Below are 18,129 nucleotides of genomic sequence, written 5' to 3' on the forward strand. Positions count from 1 at the left end.
GCATTCACCTATCGCGATTCATTCTTCAGGTAACGCTCCTCGATGGCCTTGATCTTGTTCACGCGGCCGATATGGCGCTCGCCATGACTGAAATCCGTTGTCAGCCATGCGCTGACGATTTCAGCAGCAAGTCCGGGACCGACGACACGCTCACCCAGCGCAATCACGTTGCTGTCGTTATGCTCGCGCGTTGCTTTGGCTGAGAACACATCATGTGTCAGCGCGCAGCGAATGCCCGGTACCTTGTTGGCCGCAATGCTCATGCCGATCCCCGTACCGCAGATCAGAATGCCGCGATCCGCTTCACCCGAGACTACCTTCTCGCACACAGGAAGGGCATAATCGGGATAATCCACGGAATCGGAACAGCCGCAGCCCAGATCCTCCACCTCGTGTCCAAGACCCTGAATGACTTCCACGATCTCCTCTTTCAGACGAATGCCGGCATGATCCGTACCCAATGCAATTTTCATCTATGAAAAACCCCCTCGTATGTTCGCTTTTGCGTTTTAGCTTGTTTCATTATAACCCAAATCGGGCGCAAAAGACGAAAAAAGAGCAGTCGGCGCACGTATTGTGCTCCAAATGCTCTTTGCCCAGGCGACCGGCCGTATATTCCGATGCTCCATCGTGGTTTCATCCACTTCGTCGCCAGTTACACCGGATCATTTGTTTTTCAACTTCATCTTAAAGCAATACCATGTGAAAGGCAAGTGGCTTTTTAGCCCAATGGTAGGCTCATATCGATCAAAGTAAGGCTTAGTTATGCCGATCCGCCTCCAGCTTGTCCAAGAGACGGAACAACGCTGTCCGAATCTCTGCAGCCGTCGCCTCATATTCCTCCCGCGAGCCTCCAAAAGGATCGGAGATATCGAAGCTCGGAATGCGCTGACGCAGCTCGATCAGACGCTCCCGGTCACGCTCGCTGACGTCGCGGCCCAGCGATCTGGCCAGCTCAAGCGCCGCATACAGACTATCCTGCTCCCGCAGATCATCCAGCACCTGTCGGTCATCCTCAACAAACTCTTTCAGCGTATGCATCTTGTCTGCGGCGTGCGGGAACTGCCTTATAGCATACTGCTTATGCGACTGGGTCAACGTCAGGATCAAGTCTGACCACTCCACCAGATTCGCAGTCAATGGTTTGGACACCAAGCGTTCTTGGATATCCTGGTCTCGCAGTATGGATTCCGTATGATGGGACACCGGCATTCCATCCACGGCCGAGACACCGGCGGACTTCGTTTCCAGCGGGATGCCCCGTTGTTTGGCAAGCTTGCGCAGCATGCCTTCAGCCATTGGACTGCGGCAGGTATTTCCCGTGCAGACAAACAGTATATTTTTCACGGTCCCGTCCCTCCCGTTAGTAGGTTCTTTGGGCTTATTGTAACAAATATAACGTCAGAAGATAAACATGGTACCAAATATAACCAAAATCAGTCCGCCCAGCATTTCACCGTACTCCCCCAGCTTATTGCTTACCTGGCGGCCAAGCAGCAAGCCGAGAATGGACAGCAAACCGCCAACCAGCCCGAAGGAGATCACGATCAACAGCACATCATCCACAAACATCCCGAGCGAAACGCCTACCGAGAAGGAGTCGATGCTGACGCTAAGCGAAAACAGCAGCATGCCTAAAAATGCGGTAGGATGTATTCGCTGTCCTTCTCCGCCCCGCAGGGCGTTATACATCATATGCCCGCCTAACAGAAGCAGCAGCCCGCCGGCCGCAAGTCCTGTGACGTGACCCAGTAACATACCTACATAGCGGCCGGCAAATAAGCCCAGCAGCGGCATCAGCATGTGAAACAACGCGATCATGAAGCTGATGCCCAGCATATGGCCTAAGCGCATGCCGCTTCTCATTCCGACTCCGATTCCAAGCGAAAATGCGTCTAGCCCGAGTGCAACCGCCATCAGCAGAATCGCCGCAAGCTGTCCCGATTGGACAGACGCCTCCAGCATGCCCATTCCCCCAAGTCCCATGGTCTTGTACACCATATGCGGACAAGGGATAAATGATGCCAAAAGCGTTCATTCGGCAGCTCAATTCACATCGATGATGTGGTGTCCCGCGGCCTTCAACAGCCGGTTCATGACGGCTGCCCCGAGGCCTTGCTCAGGGCACGCTTCAGCCAGAATGAAGGTCGCGCCTTCATCATCGAACCGGCGCAGGCCGGCGTACAGCCGGCGGGCCGCCTCCTCCGGCGCGGCCAGGCTGCCGAGCGAGACGGCAACGTCCGCGTGGTAGTGACCGATGTGCTCGTCGAATGACAGCACGCCGGTCACCTCCCCGCGCCGTGTTGCCGCCTCAAGCTCGGCCGCGATGCGTGCCGACACCGCGTCGGCACGCGGGCCCTGCACCACGCACATCGCACCCTTCGGTGCGTAGTGCGTGTACTTCATGCCCGGCGAGCGCGGCGCCGGGCTCTCCGCTTCCCCGGCGGCGCGCTGCAGCGCCGGGTCCATGCGCACGCTTGCCGCAACGGCGGCAAGCTGCTCCGCCGTGACGCCGCCCGGGCGGAGCACCGTGACGGCCCCGTCTTCGCCGACTTGCACCACCGTCGACTCGACGCCCACCCCGGCCGGGCCGCCGTCGAGCACGCCGTCGATCGCCCCGGCCAGATCCTCCAAGACATGGCTGGCCAGCGTCGGGCTTGGCCGACCGGAACGGTTCGCGCTCGGCGCAGCCAGCGGACGTCCGGCGGCGCTGATCAAAGCCAGCGCCACATTGTGATCCGGCATCCGCACGGCAACGGTATCGAGGCCTGCCGTCACGCGAGGGGAGACAGCACCCGGTTTAACGGGCAGTACCAGCGACAGCGGCCCAGGCCAGAACATTGCCATCAGCGCCCGTTCCGTCTCATTTACATGAAGGACCAAACCGTCAAGCTGAGCTAGCTCCGAAATATGCACAATCAATGGATTGTCCGACGGCCGGCCTTTCGCGGCAAAGACGCGCTCGACCGCTTCCGTATTGCCGGCGTCCGCGCCAAGCCCGTAGACCGTTTCCGTCGGAAATGCCACCGTTCCGCCGAGCTCGAGCACCTGCCCCGCTTCCCCAAGCGCCTGCTTTGCCTCCTTCTCCAAACTCAAACTCTCCCTAGAGAGCGAGTTCGAGACGTGCCACACTTGGGTTGATTTTGCAGCAGCCTGGCGGAAGCCGTTATCCCGCTGCTGGTTAGGTTCCATGCCGTTCCCGTTCTGTTCCATTCCTATCCCAAACTTTCTGTATATGAAATATATAAACTCCAGCGCGAGTTTTGCCTATGCCCCAAAATAAAAAGCGCTTTTCGTTCTTCAGTCCCGTGCCGGTTCCCATTCAAACCAGTCGCGCCAAAGAGAAAGCACTCTTCTAAAGGTTGTTCAAAAAGTCCGCTTTTGATCACGAAGCGAATCAGGAAGCAGCTCGGCATCGAATCTTGAATTCAGCCGGGCCTTCCGGGGCTCACGTACCCAAAACGTACGCTCCGCTCCTCAGTCCCTAGCTTCATCCAACCTTCTCGGTGCTGAAAATCCACCTTTTTGAACACGCACTTCTACTTCAAAGTTTATCATACCCGATCAGGATTGAAAATCAACCCGCTCCATAATCGATCCTAGAACAGGCTTAACACCCAGTTCCAAATGCCACGGAACATATCCCACAAGAAGAAGCGGACCTCCGGTTCACTATCGCCTGCGTTCTTCGGAGCTTCCTCTTGGGAAGCATCGCCAGCCTCAGCAGAAACCGTTTGGATACCTGTGTCAACAGGCTGCGCCGCCGCATCCCCGCTGCCACCATCGATGAAACAAAGCGGCGGGAACAGGACACACCACCAGTTCTGCCCTTGACCTTCTCCTAAAGAAATCCGCAGCGCATCGTAATCGCCGGCCGGATACACCGTGCCCCCGTATAACTTCGTCGGGAACGGCACGACGCCAAGCTCTACGGTGTAATTGTACGTAATTCCCCTTTTCTTCAACTCTTCACCCACCAATTGACGGATTTCCGGTAGATGCTGCCGGGTTAATTCTTTGGCGTCTTCCAGGCTTTGCGGGTTCTCCAGCTGCAGGACCCAGAGCTGCATTTGCTCAACGACCGAATCACGGATCTCTCGTTTGACCAGCTGATCGGACGGGCTATCGGAATTCGCCAGAATGCGAAGTCGTATCGATTCCTCGGGGATCGGACCGCCAACAACGGAAGCATCAATCTGCTGTCCTTCCCAAGCCATAATGACCATAAACATACAGGATAAGAGCACCACCATTTTCTTCACGATAATACGGAGGGTTTCACTATAATTTTTCATCTTGCCAGCCGCCTCTCTATGAACATCTCTATGATGCTATCAGTATGTCCGCCGGACAAAGATATAAACGTAGAATCTAGCAATTGATATAAAAATCATAGATTGATGCAGCACGAACCAAAAAAAGATGCGACTCCCACGGGAATCGCATCTTCGCCAAGATCGGTTATTCAGTTCATCTGATTTCCATATCCCACACTTTTTCGCTAGAGATAGGGCAATTATTGAGCTTCCCGCAAGTTACGCCTGCTTCGAAGCGGCCGGGCGATAGGCATGCGGATCCGGCATATCTTCCTCCACTTCCTGTCCATGCAGCTTCACGCTCATGGCGACCCCCAGACTGGCCATACTGATCACAAGGGAAGTCCCCCCGTAACTGATGAAGGGCAGCGTAATCCCGGTCAGCGGCATTAAGCCGATAAACATGCCGATGTTCTCGAAGATCTGATATAAGAACATGGCCACGACCCCTATAATAAGAAACGGCCCCGCACGTTCTCGGGATTCCAGGGAGATCAGGATCAGCCGATGGATCAGGATGAAATATAACAGAAGCAGGACGGAAGATCCGATAAAACCGAATTCCTCGGCAATCTGCACAAATATGGAATCGGAGTACGCATAAGGCACCCTGCCCGACTGGATCGACGATCCCTGCATGTAACCCTCGCCGCTCATGCCGCCCGAGGCGATGGCAAGCTTCGCATTCGTCGTATGGTAGCTTGCCTTGGCAGTTGCCTTCTCCGGATAGAGCCACGGATCAATCCGTTCCACCCAGTGCGGCTTCAAAATTTTCGATTCCAACATTTCATCATGATAATGAATATAGGCCTGAGCCCCACCGAAGGCTAAGCCTGCCACAAGCGCAAGCCCAATGAGCGCATGGGAGAACTTAACGTTCCCGATCCAGAGCAGCCCCAGCAAAATCACGACATAACTGAGCGCGTTACCCAAATCATTTTGGGCCATAACGAGCGCAAAAGGCACGAATGCCAAAAGTCCGATCGGAACAACGTCCTTCCAGAAAGACAGCAGCGGTTTGTTTTTGCGCACCAATACAAAAGAAAGGAAAATAATCAGGATCAGCTTGAACAATTCAGCAGGCTGTATACTGAGTCCACCAATGTAAATCCAGCCTTGGGCGCCGTTGATATCCTTACCGATAAACATAACGAGAACCAAAACAGCTAATCCACCCAAGTAAATATATTTAGCATATTTAATCAACAACCGGTAATCCAGCAGGCTGATTCCGAAAAAAGCAATGAAACCGACAATGTAAAAGGCAATCATGCGGAGATGAGAGCCTTCGAATTTGGTGTCAACGGTTGTGCTGTATATCGACGTAATGCTGATGCCCATCATCAAAACCAGTACAAAAACAATAACGTAATCCAACTTCTTAAATTTCTGAAGCATTCTTTACGGTCCCCCTGTGCCCGGAGCTGTTAACCCCAACCCCCGGTTTGCCTATACAGGCATATAACGATTATTCGAAAAGAAAGTTTAACGCTGCTTATCGTTGATCCAGATGATATCCGTTAAAAAAAGTCTAAAGGCGACATTACAATGGAGCGTTTCAAGGAGCAGACCGTGCTTAGCCCCTAATGAAATATTCTAAGAGATTTCCTCCACTAATACAATTCACGGACCCTTCTGTGGATACCAACAAAAAATACAAAAGAGATGCTGCCTTCGATAGCATCTCTGTTGGTTCTAAATCCGATAACGTAAATCAAGCCTGTTTGGGTGGTGCAAAGCGGTTCGTTTGAGGATTAGGCATATCCTCCTCCACTTCCTGTCCATGCAGCTTCACACTCATGACAACCCCGAGACACGCCATGTTAATGATGAGTGATGTTCCGCCATAACTGATGAAGGGCAGCGTAATCCCTGTCAAAGGCATCAACCCAATAAACATGCCGATATTCTCAAAGATTTGATACAGCAGCATGGCAACAATACCGATGATTAGAAACGGACCCGCTTTGTCCCGGCTTTCCAATGAAATCAAAATCATCCTGTGAATGAGTATGAAATATAACAACAACAGAACGGAAGAACCGATGAAGCCGTATTCCTCTGCAATTTGCACAAAAATCGAATCCGAATACGTATAAGGTACACGCGAGGATTGTACGGAGCTTCCCTGTAAGTACCCTTCTCCGCTCATACCGCCTGAAGCAATGGCCAACTTCGCATTGTTCGTATGATAACTCGCTTTCGGCGTTGCTTTTTCCGGTATCAGCCATGGGTCGATCCGTTCCATCCAGTGGCCGCGGCTCTCCATGATTTTCGATTCTTTGATTTCATCATGATAGTGGATATAGGCCTGTGCTCCACCGAAAGCGATGCCTGCTACAAGCAGAAGCCCGATGAGAGCGTGCGAAAACTTCACATTCCCGATCCATAACAACCCAAGCAAGATGACAATATAACTTAGTCCATTACCCAAGTCATTCTGAACCATGACAACGGCAAACGGGATAAACGTCAAGAGCCCAATCGGTACAATGTCCCGCCAAAAGGACAACTTCGCTTTATTCTTACGGATAAGAACATAGGTGATAAATATGATCAGCACCAGCTTAAACAATTCCGCAGGTTGAAAATCCACGATACCGAGATTAATCCAACCTGTGGCATTGTTTTTGGTCTGGCCGATGAAGGAAGGCAGCAAAAGGGTTAATAACCCGCCGATGTATATATGCAGTGCGTATTTATTCCATAACCGATAATCAATCAAACTCAACCCGAAAAAGGCTGCAAATCCGAGAATATAAAATATCCCCATCTTGATATGGTGTCTTTCGAATCCGGTGTTGTCGAGCGTGGCACTATATATCGATGTAATACTGACAACCATCAGCATCAACAGTACAAAAACGATAACAAAATCAATTTTCTTGAATTTCTGAAGCATGCTTTGGTCCCCCTGTGCCCGGAGCTGTACACACTGATTTGCCAATTGAGGTAAGGTAACGATCTGAACGACAACAAACGTTTAATCGGCTCAGCCCATCATCTATTTTAAAAGAAATCCACCCAGAACACAATTAACGAGAAATTCCCAAGACATGCCTGTCAATCCCCGCCAAATCCGGCACCGTTACGATTTCCTTCCAGTGCCCTGCACTCCGCAGAAGCTCTGCCACATCCTCGGCTTGGCCCATACCCAGCTCAAAGGCGATCAGCCGCGGCGGCGCTGACAGCAAGGGCAGCTGCGCCATCATGATCCGGTACGGGTTCAATCCGTCCGGTCCGCCATCCAATGCTGTTCGCGGCTCATAATCGCGGACTTCGGGCTGAAGTCCCTCAATATCCTCCGCCGGAATGTACGGTGGGTTGGAGACAAGGATGTCCGGGGCCATACCTGCGAATGGCTCCAGCAGATTCCCCTGCCGAAACTCGACACCAGCGTTCAGCTGCTTTGCATTACGAGCAGCTACCTCCAGCGCATCCGGCGAAATATCGCTCGCCAGCAAACCCCATGCCGGCTCCTGCAATGCCAACGTAATGGCGATGGCCCCGCTACCTGTGCCGATGTCAATGGCCTGTAGCCTTTCATTCGATCGCAGAGTGAGCTCCCGTCCATATTTCAGCACCGCTTCCACGAGCAGCTCCGTTTCCGGACGCGGAATGAGAACCGCCGGCGTAACTTCAAACGGCCGGCCGTAAAATTCCTGTTCGCCGATAATATACTGCGCAGGAACACCTTGGGCTTTGCGATTGATCGCTTCTTCCAGAGCGTGGCGGCGGTCCGCCGGAAACGGATCCGCGAGTGCCATAAAATATGAGGTTCCCGACAATCCCAGCACATGCTCCAGCAGCAGCTGCGCATTCCGCTGCGATTCCATTACCCGCAAGCCGTCTAAAAAAGAAGAAGCCTCCACAAAGGCTTCTCTTATGCTGGGCTGCGGCGTCAATTCAAATATCGTCCGCTTCAAAGCGTTATACTCCTTTTTCCATCAGTTCAGCCTGCTCCGCAAGGGTCAGCGCCGAAACGATCTCTTCAATCTCCCCGTTCATCACTTGATCCAGCTTGTGAACGGTAAGTCCGATCCGGTGATCGGTTACACGGCTTTGCGGGAAGTTGTACGTACGGATCCGCTCACTGCGGTCACCTGTACCTACTTTGCTCTTCCGCTCACCGGCATACTTCGCTTCTTCCTCTTGGCGCATCATATCAAAGATACGGGCACGGAGCACCTGCAGCGCCTTATCCTTATTGGAGTTCTGCGATTTGCCGTCTTGGCACGTAGCCACAATCCCCGTCGGGATATGCGTTACGCGTACCGCCGACTTGGTGGTGTTAACGGACTGACCGCCTGCACCACTGGAGCAGAAGGTATCCACGCGAATGTCCTTGTCATGGATTTCGATATCCACTTCTTCCGCCTCTGGCATGACCGCCACCGTAGAGGTGGAGGTATGGATACGACCGCCGGATTCCGTAGCCGGAATACGCTGCACGCGGTGCGCGCCGCTCTCAAATTTCATTTTGCTGTAAGCGCCGCGACCATTAATCATGAAGATGACTTCCTTGAAGCCACCCAGATCGTTCGTGTTAACGTCCATCAGTTCAACCTTCCAGCCTTGGGTATCCGCATAACGGGTATACATCCGGTACAGGTCGGAAGCAAACAGTGCCGCCTCGTCGCCGCCGGCTGCGCCACGAATCTCGATGATTACGTTCTTATCATCATTCGGATCCTTCGGCAGCAGCAAGATCCGAATCTTCTCCGCCAGCTCGCGCTCACGCTGGGTAAGCTCCTCGATCTCCATTTTCACCATTTCGCGCATGTCGTCATCCAACTTTTCGCCCTGCATGGTTTTGGCAGCTTCGAGCTCTTCAATTACATTTTTATATTCAACATAAGCCTCATAAGCAGGCTGTAAATCGGATTGTTCTTTGGAATAATCCCTGAGCTTCTTGGAGTCATTAGCGACATCGGGGTCGCACAACAGCTCACTTAACTTCTCGTAACGGTCCGCAAGGGATTGTAATCGGTCCAACAAAGGAATTCACCTCTCTAAGATATATTCCTGAAGATATGCCCTTTTGCACTCCATTTCGCATCCACAATGAAGTGTAAACGACTTTTTATTTTACCATGAAACGACGTATTTGACTAGCAGGCAGTTGACCGGACTGAAAGGATCTCTCCCTTCAAATCTGGCTCCCATTCAGAGGGTGATCCACCTGTGCAGGGAGGGTCCAGCACTCCTCAGCTCAACACTATGATATCTTCAAAAAAACCACGGTCCCATGCACAAAGTGACATGGAGCCATGGCCTTTGAATACTTCAATTCCTACACATTGAAACGGAAGTGCATCACATCGCCGTCATTCACAACGTACTCTTTGCCTTCCAGGCGAAGCTGTCCGCGTTCCTTCGCGCCGTTCATCGATCCGGCCGCAACCAGATCATCGTAAGCTACGACCTCCGCACGGATAAAGCCGCGTTCGAAGTCGGTATGAATCACGCCTGCCGCTTGCGGAGCCTTCGTTCCTTTGCGGATCGTCCAGGCACGTACTTCCTGCACGCCTGCCGTAAAGTAGGTGTACAATCCCAGAAGACTGTAAGCCGCCTTGATCAGACGGTTCAACCCGGATTCCTCCAGCCCCAGCTCCTCAAGGAACATCGCTTTGTCCTCGCCCTCAAGCTCGGCAATCTCGGCTTCAACCTTCGCGCTGATCGGAACCACGAGCGCGTTCTCCGCAGCGGCGAAATCACGAACCTGCTGCACGAAAGGATTGCTGTCGGCTTCCGTAACGCCGTCTTCGCTCAGGTTAGCCGCGTATAGCACCGGCTTCAATGTCAGCAGGTGCAAATCACGAACAATCAGCTTCTCATCGTCGCTCAGTTCCACGCTGCGTGCCGGTTGATCGTTGTAAAGGGCTTCCTTCAGGCGCTCCAGTAGTTCTACTTCCTGAGCATACTGCTTATTGCCGCCCTTCATGTTCTTCTTCGCGCGATCGATCCGCTTCTCCACGCTGTCGAGATCCGCAAGGATCAGCTCCAGATTAATCGTCTGGATATCACTGACCGGGTTCACTTTACCGTCAACGTGGGTGATGTTCTCGTCCTCAAAGCAGCGAACAACATGAACGATGGCATCCACTTCACGAATATGGGCAAGAAACTTGTTCCCGAGACCTTCCCCTTTGCTCGCCCCGCGAACCAAGCCCGCGATGTCCACGAATTCAAAAGCGGTCGGTACCGTTTTGTTCGGCTGAACCAGTTCGGTCAGTTTGTTGAGGCGCTCATCCGGCACTTCTACGACACCGACGTTAGGATCAATCGTACAGAACGGATAGTTGGCCGATTCGGCGCCCGCTTGCGTGATCGCATTAAACAATGTTGATTTGCCAACGTTTGGCAAACCTACGATTCCTGCTTTTAAAGCCATTTATGTGACAACTCCTTATCAGGTTTACTTCTTTATTTATAAGTATTACACAGCTTTGGTTCTTATCGCCGAAGCTACGAATTGCCAGCTAAACAATCTTATTAATTATAGCAGATACCCGATAGACTTCAACACGAATATACTGCCATCGTTGAATGTGATCCGGGTCCATCACTCTGGCCATTTATGCACGAATCAGCCGTTTGGTTGACTTCAGCGCATCGATATTCCCCGCGCCGATTCCGAACATCGCCGTCCGTAGCTCTAACTCCACCTGGGCAAGCCGCTGATCCAGCGCTTCCACCGATTCGACTGCCGAACCCAGGAGTCCACGCCCGAAGCCTGCCAGGTCGGCGCCAAGCGAGAGCGCTTTAGCCGCATCGACGCCACTCTGCAGCCCGCCGCTGCCGATAAGCGCACAGGTTGGCGCAGCTTCGCGCACCTCCACGATGCATTCCGCGGTAGGATTGCCCCAACCGGCGAAAGCTTCAGCCGCAGCGCGGCGAACCGGATCTTGGCTGCGGAATTTTTCAACCTGGCTCCATGAGGTACCGCCCGCACCTGCCACGTCGATGAAAGCCGCCCCGATATTCAGCAGGCTCCGCGCCGTTTCACCATCAATTCCCCAGCCAACTTCTTTAATGCCAACCGGTACCGAAAGCGTACGGCACAGATCCTCAATTCGCCCAAGCAAACAGCCAAACCGGGTATTTCCTTCCGGCTGAAACACCTCTTGAAGTCCGTTTAAATGAAGAACCAGCATGTCCGCACCCGCAATATCCACCGCCCGCTGACAATCGTTAAGGCCAAAGCCATAGTTCAGCTGCACCGCTCCAAGGTTAGCGATAACCGGCACGCTCGGCGCACTCTCCCGGACACGAAAAGTAGAAGCAAGCTCTTCCTTCTCCACCGCGGCACGTACGGAGCCTACACCAAGTGCCCAGCCGCGCCGTTCCGCTGCTTCAGCCAAACGTCTATTGATCTCCCCGGTGGCCTTGCTTCCGCCAGTCATGGAGCTGATTAGAAATGGTGTGCGTACGGAAAAATCAAGAAATGTAGTGTCCAGCTTAATATCGTCAAAGTCGATTTCCGGCAGTGCGGAGTGACGGAAGCGGTAACGTTCAAAACCGGTGGTTACTCCCACAGAGCCTACTTCCTCATTCAAGCATAAGCGTACATGCTCTATTTTCCGCTCGCCCGTGGGCACTTCCGGCATCAGCCTGCCCTCAAGTTTTTCCAATCCTCTGCCTGAAATGGTTTCAGCAGGTTTACCCGCAGTCTCTTTATGTTCTGAATTCATCCCGTGCCTCCTTATCCACTTCACTCATCCTTTAAATAACTATATATAAGCATATCATTGGCACCACAGATTGTCCCAGCTGCATGATATGTACCTCTACAAGCTAAAATATAAACTCGGTGTTCACCCATTCTTACGCATGTATTGAACTAACAAACCTCTCGACTATCATTCTACCCTGGGATCTTAGGAACAACCCGAAATCGAATACTATCCGAACTGCAGAAAATGGAGTGCGTCAGGACAGGTCATTCATGTTAATTAACGTTATACAACAGTAGCGATAGGAGGATGGGCTATCTTGGGTTTCCGCCAATTCATTCATAACCAAAATTCAATAAATCTACATACAACCGATCCAAGCGATCCAGGCACGCTGCTCATACCAGGGAAACCGAATATCAAAGGCTCCCGAACGCGAACAACGATTTTTATCTGCCTTGTCCTTCTTATACTATGGCTCATCGGCGTGATGATCTATCAGACTCATAAGCCACTACCGAAAGGGATCTCCTATGAAAGCTCGCTCTACCAGAGCGACGTTAAAATGTGGACCGACCTGACCTACCCCGGACCGGACGGTCAACCGGTGCATGATCGCGAAATCGGACCGCGCATTGGTCAAATTATCGATGAATCCCGAAAGTTCCTGGTGATCGATATGTTTCTGTTCAACGGCTACACCCATAAAGGTCAGGAGTTCCCCGAAGTTAGCGAAGAACTTGCCCATCGCCTTGTTGCCCATAAGAAGAAATATCCCAACATGGATATCTTCTTTATTTCCGATGAAGTGAATACCGGGTATGGCTCCTATTCGCTGCCGGAATTCGAGGCCATGAAAGCTGCCGGTATTCATGTGATCCTGACCGATGTTGACCGGCTGCGGGACTCCACGCCAGCCTATTCCGCCGTATGGCGCACGTTCTTCCAGTGGTTTGGCCAGTCGGGCAAGGGGACACTCCCCAATCTGATGGCAAACGAAGCACCCGATATTACGGTCCGCTCCTATCTGAAGCTGCTGAACGTGAAGGCCAATCACCGTAAAATCGTCATCAGCGAGAACACAGCGCTGGTCACTTCGGCCAACATCCATGACGCCAGCGCGTTCCATTCGAACATTGCCTTCGAAACGAGCGGGGACATCATCGGGGATATGCTTGCAGCCGAACAAGCCGCCGTTAACCTTACAAGCCGAATCAAACTACCGGAATATGAGCCAGACTCCAAGCCACACGTGCAACCTTCTGGTCAAGCAAACGATGTCGATGTTCGTTATTTGACGGAAGGGAAAATCTATAAATATGTTCTGAAGGACATTGAGCAATCCCAGCCCGGGGACACGCTCTGGATGGGGATGTTCTATCTGGCCGACAGCAAAGTCATGGACCAGCTTCTTAAGGCCTCGGATCGCGGCGTTGATATCCGCCTCATCCTGGATCCGAACCAGAATGCCTTTGGCCGGGACAAGATCGGCATCCCTAACCGTCCGGCTGCTGCTGAGCTCATTCAAAAATCCAAGGGCAACATCTCTGTTCGCTGGTACAACACCGGTACAGAGCAGTATCATACCAAGCTCATGTACATTGCCAAACCGACAGGCAAGTCTGTGATTACCGGCGGGTCAACCAACTTCACCCAGCGGAATCTGGCGGATCTCAATTTGGAAAACAACTTGTGGATAGCCGCGCCTAAGGATCATCCGCTCACCCGGGATCTGGACCGTTACTTTAATCGGATATGGTTCAACGAAGGCGCAGCCTTTACTCTCGAAGCTGAGGCTTACCAAGGAAAAACGACATGGATGAAGGACATCCTGTTTAAACTACAGAAATGGCTCGGTTTCACTACCTTTTAAAATTCTTTCAATATGATGTATGTACGCACATGAAGTGCCGGTATGTACCGCGAGTTCCCCACCTCCACCGCATTACAGCAGAGGTGACATTAGCCGGGCGGCCGACTCCAGCAGCCGGGTCATGATTCTCTTTTTGCGGGTATGATTGCGGTCGTACAGGATAGCGGATTCCTGGTCCTGCTCGAAGTCGGATACCAGCCTGCCTACGCTTTCCGTATGAACGAGTAAAGCATTAACCTCAAAATTAAGGTGGAAACTCCGCATGTCCATGTTAGCCGTGCCAATGGTTGCGACCTCGCCGTCAACGATCAGCAGCTTCGAGTGCATAAACCCTTTTTCATATTCATACACCCTTACCCCGGCATCCAGCAGAGCCGGAAAATAGGAATGAGAAGCCAGGAAGGGCAGCCATTTGTCCGGTTTCGACGGAAACAGAATCCGTACATCAAGACCGGACAAGGCAGCAACCCTGAGCGCGGTGAATATGTCTTCATCCGGTATAAAATAAGGCGTAGCCAGCCATACCGACTTACGAGCCGACACAATCATGGAGAAGAAGATGTTCTTCAGGGCTCTTCGCTCATTGTCCGGTCCGCTTGCGATAATCTGTACGGCACCGGCACGGTTCTCCAGCAAATCCGGTGAATAATAGATGGGTTCACTCGGCTGCTCACCCGTCATGTACTGCCAATCCTGCAAAAAGATAACTTGGAGCGTTCTGACAGCCTCTCCGCGAACAAGCATGTGGGTATCGCGCCAGAAACCGAATGCCTTGCTGCGGCTTAAATACTCATCCCCTACATTCAATCCGCCAACGAATCCGACACTCCCGTCAATAACAACGATTTTGCGATGATTGCGGTAATTCACGCGGCTCGTGAAAAATATCGTTTTGGGACTGCCGAATACGGCGACCTGTACACCCGCATCCCGCATCTCCTGCAAAAAGGAAGGCGGCAGCTGCAAGCTGCCAACGGCGTCCACCATAAACCGAACGGCCACCCCCTTTTTCGCCTTCCGTATCAAAATTTCCTGGATCTGCGTTCCGATCGCATCCGGACGGTAAATGTAATATTCCATATGAATGTGATGCGCCGCTTGTTCCAGCTCCCCAATCAAGGCCGCAAAAGTCTCTTCACCGTCGGTCAGCACCTTGGTATCGCTCGAGAAGGAAATCGGCGTGCGTGCAAGGCGGGTAGACAGCTGAAGGAGCTGCTGCACTTCGGCCTTAAAGCAGGAGATGTCTGGGGTGTTCTTCCGGAGCACTTCGCTGGTATATACCAGAACGTCCTTCCGCGCCTTTTTATCGTATTTTCTCCGCTTGAAATAGTTCTGTCCGAACAAAAAATAAAAGACAAGCCCTACGATAGGGACAAGCGCCAAGAGCAGAATCCAGGCCAACGTGCTGGTGGGATGACGATTCTCCATAAAAATCATGAATCCGATGGATACTACGGTTAGCGTAGAGAATATCCCGATAATGGTCCCGGTCGTCTTCCCGAAATAATCCATGCCAAAATAATAAAACGCGAACAAAAGCGCGGTAATCAGTACAGCCTCTATTCCCTTTCTCATATCGTTTACCCCTTGTTCTTCATCGTTTCTGTCTCTATGTATGTACGATGCTGGTCACACCATATTCTACATGATCTCCCCCAGGAACTAAAGACTGTTCTCCTTGAGCCGACAAGGCCTGATGCCCAAAAATAAAATATTGACAATGTGAACGCCATTTGTTAAAAATATAACTAACGATCGTTAGTTAGGAGGAATCTTATGAGTGCCGCCGACATTAAACAATCCGCCCTTGCCCACTTTGCCAAAAACGGTTACGAAGGGGCATCGTTAAAACATATTGCTGACGACTGCGGAATCAAAAAACCGTCGATTTATGCCCATTTTTCGAGTAAGAAGGATTTGTTTCTGCAAGTGCTCCAGGACGTATTCCAGCGTCAAGAGGAATCGATGGTGGCCTATTTTCTTAACCATGCCGATTGGCCGCTCGAGCAGCAGCTGCACGGATTTCTTGAAAGCCGTCTCCAAGCTTATCGCCTGGATGATGAAGTCCAGTTCTTCATGCGAATGGCCTTCTTTCCGCCAAGCACGCTGTATGACGAAGTGATGGCGATGGTGTATCCGCTGCTTGATCAACAAGAGCAGAACTTGTCGAGGCTGCTTGCCGTGGGCTGTCCGGAGCATGGACGTATCATCCGTCATCCGCGCAATGCGGCGATTGCCTTTATGACCTTGGTGGACGGAATTCATCTGGAAACCGTATACGGCGGGGAAGAACGGGCCTTAAGGCGGCTCGCGGCCGCTTGGCCTGTGTATTGGTTAGGGGTGAAGAAACAAAGAAATAGCCATATGAGTTAAATCCCGGTAGAATTACGCATGATAATTAGGAAGTTCAAGAAGAATATGAGTAAGAGTCTCTAACTGAGGTTACTGTTCTTTTCATAAAAGGAGTGACAATCATAATGAATCGCAACTGGGGTTATGTACTGCTCGCCGGATTGGTTGAAGTCATATGGGTTATGGGTTTGAAGCATTCCGCTAACATCTGGGAATGGCTTGGAACCGTGGCCGCCATTGCAGCGAGCTTCTATCTTATTATCGAGGCAGCCAAACGGCTGCCGGTCGGAACGGTGTATGCCGTCTTTACCGGAATCGGTACCGCCGGGACGGTGGCTTCCGAAATGCTGTTCTTCGGAGAACCGTTTAAACTGGTCAAAGTGCTTCTGATCTGCGTGCTGCTGGCAGGCGTGATCGGCCTTAAGCTGGTTACGAGTGATCATGCAGAACCGGAGGTGAGCAAATAATGGCTTGGGTTGCTCTTGTATTTGCCGGATTATTTGAAATCGGCGGCGTTATCGGTATCAAAGGCGTGTCGGAACGTAAGGGATGGCGCTATGTACTGATTTTGGCCTTATCTTTTGCCGCCAGCTTCTCCCTCCTCTCCTACGCCATGACCGTACTGCCTATGGGTACCGCTTATGCCATCTGGACGGGAATCGGAACGGCGGGCGGTGCGATCACCGGGATGTTCCTGTTCGGGGAACCCAAGGAGTGGCGGCGGGTGCTGTTTATTGCCATGATTCTGTGCTCGGCTGTCGGTCTGAAATTGATCAGTTAAATAATTTCAACAAATTTCATATGTTTTCAGAACCCATGAAAAGGGACGACCGTAGTAAAGTTGAAACGGTCGTTCTTTTTCATATATAATAATTCTTGACCTCATGGTCAACTCAAGAACTGCAAAGTTCTCAAACGAGGTGAGCTATTGATTGGCTGATAAAACGGCAGAAAAACGACGGCAAATACTCATCACTGCGATGCAGCTGTTTTCCGCGAAGGGCTCTTCGGTTACCTCCATGCAGGAAATCGCCGAAGTATGCGGGATGTCGAAAGGCAGCCTCTATCTTCATTTCAAATCCAAAGAGGAACTGGAAAAGAGCATTTACGAGCTTATCGCAAGCCGCATTAAAGATGAGATTCTCCGGGTCGATCAAGATCCGCTGCTTGCACCTAAGGAGCAGCTGCGCAAGCAGACGGAAGTGCTTCTGGTCCATTTTCTGGAGATCCGGGAATTTCTCCTGAAGCAATTCCATGATCAGATGCCGCCGGGGAAACCGCCTTTTGACAAGGAAAACATGCGGCAGGAAATGCTGGCTACATTGCAGTGGTTTAACAATAAGCTGAAAACCATTTATGGACCGGACGTAGAACCGTATACGATGGAGATCGGCATGTTTATGGGCAGTATGCTCGGTTCGTATATCCGTTTCCTGTTCATGCCGGGATTTCATTTGAATGTGGGAATCATCGCTGATCATCAGATCCAGCTGCTCGATGATATTGTAGCCAGCATTCTGCGCAGACGGCCCGATCCCCTGATCCCGATGGAGGCGGTTGGGCAATTGGGCCAATTATGCCAAACCGACATGCGCACGCAGCGTCATCCTCTCATTGTCATTAAGACCATGAAGAATGAGCTTAAGAGGATCCAGGTGGAGCCGGATGTCCGGGAAGATGCAATGGAGTCGCTCAATATTATGGAGAAGGAGCTGCTTGCCCTTCAGCCCAGCCGGGCCGTTCTGAAAGGAATGCTTGCCAACTTGGAGGGGATCGAGGACCTTGAAGCATTGTTTACGGAGCTCAAGGGCACCATTGTGACTGTACTCGAAAGCTATCTTACACCCGGTGGAATGATGAAGGGGAATTAGTCCAAGTTAGAGACATAGAGTTTTGGAGAGGAGAGAGAATC

General features: G+C 51.7%; 17 protein-coding genes and 1 riboswitch. Of the genes, 5 read left to right on the forward strand and 12 right to left on the reverse strand.

Going from position 1 to position 18,129, the window contains the following annotated elements:
* Window positions 1-8: 8 nt before the first annotated feature.
* The 11 genes from rpiB to fni form a co-directional block, all read right to left on the reverse strand.
* Window positions 9-473, reverse strand: a complete 465-nt coding sequence (gene rpiB, locus CRG97_RS30445) for a ribose 5-phosphate isomerase B (protein ID WP_076323971.1) — start codon at window positions 471-473, stop codon at window positions 9-11.
* Between the two features lie 114 nt (window positions 474-587).
* A riboswitch (ZMP/ZTP riboswitch) is annotated at window positions 588-669 on the reverse strand.
* A 90-nt stretch (window positions 670-759) separates the two neighbouring features.
* Window positions 760-1,347, reverse strand: coding sequence for a low molecular weight protein arginine phosphatase (locus CRG97_RS30450; RefSeq protein ID WP_098749235.1), 588 nt, complete (start codon window positions 1,345-1,347; stop codon window positions 760-762).
* A 54-nt stretch (window positions 1,348-1,401) separates the two neighbouring features.
* Window positions 1,402-1,965: a manganese efflux pump MntP gene (locus tag CRG97_RS30455; RefSeq protein ID WP_098749236.1), complete on the reverse strand. Its 564-nt coding sequence runs from the start codon at window positions 1,963-1,965 to the stop codon at window positions 1,402-1,404.
* A gap of 81 nt (window positions 1,966-2,046) precedes the next feature.
* Window positions 2,047-3,192, reverse strand: a complete 1,146-nt coding sequence (locus tag CRG97_RS30460) for an L-threonylcarbamoyladenylate synthase (RefSeq protein ID WP_481856231.1) — start codon at window positions 3,190-3,192, stop codon at window positions 2,047-2,049.
* A gap of 407 nt (window positions 3,193-3,599) precedes the next feature.
* Complete coding sequence (gene spoIIR, locus CRG97_RS30465) at window positions 3,600-4,295, reverse strand: stage II sporulation protein R (protein WP_098749238.1); 696 nt, start codon at window positions 4,293-4,295, stop codon at window positions 3,600-3,602.
* A gap of 240 nt (window positions 4,296-4,535) precedes the next feature.
* Entirely contained in the window at window positions 4,536-5,714 is a 1,179-nt protein-coding gene (locus CRG97_RS30470) for an FtsW/RodA/SpoVE family cell cycle protein (protein ID WP_098749239.1), read from the reverse strand.
* Window positions 5,715-6,030: 316 nt separating this feature from the next.
* Complete coding sequence (locus CRG97_RS30475; RefSeq protein ID WP_098749240.1) at window positions 6,031-7,218, reverse strand: FtsW/RodA/SpoVE family cell cycle protein; 1,188 nt, start codon at window positions 7,216-7,218, stop codon at window positions 6,031-6,033.
* Between the two features lie 133 nt (window positions 7,219-7,351).
* Window positions 7,352-8,242 (reverse strand): peptide chain release factor N(5)-glutamine methyltransferase, encoded by an 891-nt coding sequence (gene prmC, locus CRG97_RS30480; protein WP_098749241.1) that lies wholly within the window; start codon window positions 8,240-8,242, stop codon window positions 7,352-7,354.
* Between the two features lie 4 nt (window positions 8,243-8,246).
* Window positions 8,247-9,314 carry a peptide chain release factor 1 gene (gene prfA / locus CRG97_RS30485; protein ID WP_076323964.1) on the reverse strand — a complete coding sequence of 356 codons (1,068 nt, stop codon included), beginning with the start codon at window positions 9,312-9,314 and terminating at the stop codon, window positions 8,247-8,249.
* A 295-nt stretch (window positions 9,315-9,609) separates the two neighbouring features.
* Window positions 9,610-10,710 carry a redox-regulated ATPase YchF gene (gene ychF / locus CRG97_RS30490; protein WP_076323963.1) on the reverse strand — a complete coding sequence of 367 codons (1,101 nt, stop codon included), beginning with the start codon at window positions 10,708-10,710 and terminating at the stop codon, window positions 9,610-9,612.
* A 184-nt stretch (window positions 10,711-10,894) separates the two neighbouring features.
* Window positions 10,895-12,010, reverse strand: coding sequence for a type 2 isopentenyl-diphosphate Delta-isomerase (gene fni, locus CRG97_RS30495; RefSeq protein ID WP_098749242.1), 1,116 nt, complete (start codon window positions 12,008-12,010; stop codon window positions 10,895-10,897).
* A gap of 301 nt (window positions 12,011-12,311) precedes the next feature.
* Here fni and CRG97_RS30500 point away from each other — a divergent pair, with 301 nt between their 5' ends.
* Window positions 12,312-13,865 carry a phospholipase D family protein gene (locus CRG97_RS30500; protein WP_237566622.1) on the forward strand — a complete coding sequence of 518 codons (1,554 nt, stop codon included), beginning with the start codon at window positions 12,312-12,314 and terminating at the stop codon, window positions 13,863-13,865.
* Window positions 13,866-13,937: 72 nt separating this feature from the next.
* On the opposite strand, the gene cls is transcribed toward CRG97_RS30500, so the two are convergent.
* Entirely contained in the window at window positions 13,938-15,440 is a 1,503-nt protein-coding gene (gene cls / locus CRG97_RS30505) for a cardiolipin synthase (RefSeq protein ID WP_098749243.1), read from the reverse strand.
* Window positions 15,441-15,641: 201 nt separating this feature from the next.
* On the opposite strand from cls, the gene CRG97_RS30510 reads away from it, so the two are divergent.
* From CRG97_RS30510 to CRG97_RS30525, 4 genes are all read left to right on the forward strand, one after another.
* Window positions 15,642-16,238: a TetR/AcrR family transcriptional regulator gene (locus CRG97_RS30510; RefSeq protein WP_098749244.1), complete on the forward strand. Its 597-nt coding sequence runs from the start codon at window positions 15,642-15,644 to the stop codon at window positions 16,236-16,238.
* Between the two features lie 104 nt (window positions 16,239-16,342).
* Window positions 16,343-16,684 carry a DMT family transporter gene (locus tag CRG97_RS30515; RefSeq protein WP_098749245.1) on the forward strand — a complete coding sequence of 114 codons (342 nt, stop codon included), beginning with the start codon at window positions 16,343-16,345 and terminating at the stop codon, window positions 16,682-16,684.
* Window positions 16,684-16,998, forward strand: a complete 315-nt coding sequence (locus tag CRG97_RS30520; protein ID WP_076323958.1) for a DMT family transporter — start codon at window positions 16,684-16,686, stop codon at window positions 16,996-16,998. Before CRG97_RS30515 ends, CRG97_RS30520 begins: the two co-directional genes overlap by 1 nt.
* Before the next feature lie 151 nt (window positions 16,999-17,149).
* The gene (locus CRG97_RS30525) at window positions 17,150-18,088 is read left to right on the forward strand and encodes a TetR/AcrR family transcriptional regulator (protein WP_098749246.1); all 939 of its coding nucleotides are present in this window, start codon (window positions 17,150-17,152) and stop codon (window positions 18,086-18,088) included.
* Window positions 18,089-18,129: the final 41 nt, after the last annotated feature.

It is taken from the genome of Paenibacillus sp. EZ-K15, from assembly GCF_002573715.1.
GTDB lineage: Bacteria > Bacillota > Bacilli > Paenibacillales > Paenibacillaceae > Paenibacillus_AQ.

Excerpts from the sequence above, each read along its gene's own strand:
- rpiB (WP_076323971.1), bottom strand. The coding sequence starts at position 473 with ATGAAAATTGCATTGGGTACGGATCATGCCGGCATTCGTCTGAAAGAG.
- CRG97_RS30455 (WP_098749236.1), bottom strand. The coding sequence starts at position 1,965 with ATGCTGGAGGCGTCTGTCCAATCGGGACAGCTTGCGGCGATTCTGCTG.
- CRG97_RS30460 (WP_481856231.1), bottom strand. The coding sequence starts at position 3,192 with ATGGAACCTAACCAGCAGCGGGATAACGGCTTCCGCCAGGCTGCTGCA.
- spoIIR (WP_098749238.1), bottom strand. The coding sequence starts at position 4,295 with ATGAAAAATTATAGTGAAACCCTCCGTATTATCGTGAAGAAAATGGTG.
- CRG97_RS30470 (WP_098749239.1), bottom strand. The coding sequence starts at position 5,714 with ATGCTTCAGAAATTTAAGAAGTTGGATTACGTTATTGTTTTTGTACTG.
- CRG97_RS30475 (WP_098749240.1), bottom strand. The coding sequence starts at position 7,218 with ATGCTTCAGAAATTCAAGAAAATTGATTTTGTTATCGTTTTTGTACTG.
- ychF (WP_076323963.1), bottom strand. The coding sequence starts at position 10,710 with ATGGCTTTAAAAGCAGGAATCGTAGGTTTGCCAAACGTTGGCAAATCA.
- fni (WP_098749242.1), bottom strand. The coding sequence starts at position 12,010 with ATGAATTCAGAACATAAAGAGACTGCGGGTAAACCTGCTGAAACCATT.
- cls (WP_098749243.1), bottom strand. The coding sequence starts at position 15,440 with ATGAGAAAGGGAATAGAGGCTGTACTGATTACCGCGCTTTTGTTCGCG.
- CRG97_RS30510 (WP_098749244.1), top strand. The coding sequence starts at position 15,642 with ATGAGTGCCGCCGACATTAAACAATCCGCCCTTGCCCACTTTGCCAAA.
- CRG97_RS30515 (WP_098749245.1), top strand. The coding sequence starts at position 16,343 with ATGAATCGCAACTGGGGTTATGTACTGCTCGCCGGATTGGTTGAAGTC.
- CRG97_RS30520 (WP_076323958.1), top strand. The coding sequence starts at position 16,684 with ATGGCTTGGGTTGCTCTTGTATTTGCCGGATTATTTGAAATCGGCGGC.